Origin of the sequence: Paenibacillus agilis (assembly GCF_007786455.1) — a bacterium.
GTDB lineage: Bacteria > Bacillota > Bacilli > Paenibacillales > Paenibacillaceae > Paenibacillus_B > Paenibacillus_B agilis.
In genome coordinates this window covers 1-2,959 of the sequence record NZ_VNJK01000011.1, presented here as the reverse complement: position 1 = coordinate 2,959, position 2,959 = coordinate 1, and the positions used below count along the sequence as shown (strand labels likewise).

At 52.8% G+C, this 2,959-nt stretch carries 1 rRNA gene; it reads left to right on the top strand.

From position 1 onward, the window contains the following. The first annotated feature begins 20 nt into the window (after window positions 1–20). A 23S ribosomal RNA gene (locus FPZ44_RS26260) occupies window positions 21–2,951 on the top strand. Window positions 2,952–2,959 lie beyond the last annotated feature (8 nt).

The window sequence follows — 2,959 nt, the reverse complement described above, 5'->3', positions numbered from 1 at the left end:
ACACTTTTAACAAATAGCATGGTTAAGCTATTAAGAGCGCACGGAGGATGCCTAGGCGCCAGGAGCCGATGAAGGACGTGGCGAACGACGAAATGCCTCGGGGAGCTGTAAGCAAGCTTTGATCCGGGGGTGTCCGAATGGGGAAACCTAGCTGTCGTAATGGGCAGTTACTTATACCTGAATACATAGGGTATAAGATGGCATACCAGGGGAACTGAAACATCTAAGTACCCTGAGGAAGAGAAAACAATAGTGATTCCGTCAGTAGCGGCGAGCGAACGCGGAAGAGCCTAAACCAAAGAGCTTGCTCTTTGGGGTTGTGGGGCGTCTCATTAGGAGTAAGAAAAGCGGTTATTAAACGAAGAGGTCTGGAAAGGCCCGCCATAGAAGGTAACAGCCCTGTACTTGAAAATAACTGCTCTCCGAGACCAACCCCGAGTACCGCGGGTCACGTGAAACCCCGTGGGAATCTGGCAGGACCATCTGCTAAGGCTAAATACTACCTGGCGACCGATAGTGAAGCAGTACCGTGAGGGAAAGGTGAAAAGCACCCCGGAAGGGGAGTGAAATAGAACCTGAAACCGTGTGCTTACAAGAAGTCAGAGCCCTATTCATGGGTGATGGCGTGCCTTTTGTAGAATGAACCGGCGAGTTACGTTTGCGTGCAAGGTTAAGGTGAAAAGCCGTAGCCGAAGCGAAAGCGAGTCTGAATAGGGCGACATAGTACGTAGGCGTAGACCCGAAACCGTGTGATCTACCCCTGTCCAGGGTGAAGGTGCGGTAACACGCACTGGAGGCCCGAACCCACGCATGTTGAAAAATGCGGGGATGAGGTGGGGGTAGCGGAGAAATTCCAATCGAACTCGGAGATAGCTGGTTCTCCCCGAAATAGCTTTAGGGCTAGCCTCGGAATTGAGAGTCATGGAGGTAGAGCACTGATTGGGTGCGGGGCCCGCCAAGGGTTACCAAGCTCAGTCAAACTCCGAATGCCATCGACTTATATCCGGGAGTCAGACAGTGAGTGCTAAGATCCATTGTCAAGAGGGAAACAGCCCAGACCATCAGCTAAGGCCCCTAAATATATGTTAAGTGGGAAAGGATGTGGAGTTGCACAGACAACCAGGATGTTGGCTTAGAAGCAGCCACCATTTAAAGAGTGCGTAATAGCTCACTGGTCGAGTGACTCTGCGCCGAAAATGTAACGGGGCTAAACATATTGCCGAAGCTATGGATTGAAACTATGTTTCAGTGGTAGGGGAGCGTTGTGTACCGGGTTGAAGGTAGATCGTAAGGACTGCTGGACTGTACACAAGTGAGAATGCCGGTATGAGTAACGAAAAGACATGTGAGAATCATGTCCGCCGAAAGCCTAAGGGTTCCTGGGGAAGGTTCGTCCGCCCAGGGTAAGTCGGGACCTAAGGCGAGGCCGAAAGGCGTAGTCGAAGGACAACTGGTTGAAATTCCAGTACCACCGTAAACCGTTATGAGCAATGGGGTGACGCAGAAGGATAGGGACGCGAGCTGATGGAATAGCTCGTCCAAGTAGTGAGGCTGATGTGTAGGCAAATCCGCACATCATTAAGGCTGGGCTACGATGGGGAGGGAAAATTACAGTACCGAAGGTCTTGATTTCAGGCTGCCAAGAAAAGCCTCTAGCCAGGGAGAAGGTGCCCGTACCGCAAACCGACACAGGTAGGCGAGATGAGTATTCTAAGGCGCGCGGAAGAACTCTCGTTAAGGAACTCGGCAAAATGACCCCGTAACTTCGGGAGAAGGGGTGCCTCGGTAGGGTGAATAGCCCGAGGGGGCCGCAGTGAAAAGGCCCAAGCGACTGTTTAGCAAAAACACAGGTCTGTGCGAAGCCGCAAGGCGAAGTATACGGGCTGACGCCTGCCCGGTGCTGGAAGGTTAAGGGGAGTGGTTAGCCGCAAGGCGAAGCTATGAACCGAAGCCCCAGTAAACGGCGGCCGTAACTATAACGGTCCTAAGGTAGCGAAATTCCTTGTCAGGTAAATTCTGACCCGCACGAATGGCGTAACGACTTGGGCGCTGTCTCAACGAGAGATCCGGTGAAATTTTAATACCTGTGAAGATGCAGGTTACCCGCGACAAGACGGAAAGACCCCATGGAGCTTTACTACAGCTTGATATTGGACTTTGGTACGGACTGTACAGGATAGGTGGGAGCCTGAGAAGCCTGAGCGCCAGCTTAGGTGGAGGCACCGTTGGGATACCACCCTGTTCGTATCGGAGTTCTAACCTAGGACCGTGATCCGGTTCGGGGACAGTGTCAGGTGGGTAGTTTGACTGGGGCGGTCGCCTCCTAAAGAGTAACGGAGGCGCCCCAAGGTTCCCTCAGAATGGTTGGAAATCATTCGAAGAGTGCAAAGGCATAAGGGAGCTTGACTGCGAGACCTACAAGTCGAGCAGGGACGAAAGTCGGGCTTAGTGATCCGGTGGTACCGCATGGAAGGGCCATCGCTCAACGGATAAAAGCTACCCTGGGGATAACAGGCTTATCTCCCCCAAGAGTCCACATCGACGGGGAGGTTTGGCACCTCGATGTCGGCTCATCGCATCCTGGGGCTGAAGTAGGTCCCAAGGGTTGGGCTGTTCGCCCATTAAAGCGGTACGCGAGCTGGGTTCAGAACGTCGTGAGACAGTTCGGTCCCTATCTGTCGCGGGCGTAGGAAATTTGAGAGGAGCTGTCCTTAGTACGAGAGGACCGGGATGGACGTACCGCTGGTGTACCAGTTGTCTCGCCAGAGGCATAGCTGGGTAGCCAAGTACGGAAGGGATAAGCGCTGAAAGCATCTAAGCGCGAAGCCCCCCTCAAGATGAGATTTCCCAATTAGTAAGACCCCTTGAAGACGACGAGGTTGATAGGTTCGGGGTGGAAGCACAGTAATGTGTGGAGCTGACGAATACTAATAGGTCGAGGGCTTATCCTAATGAATAT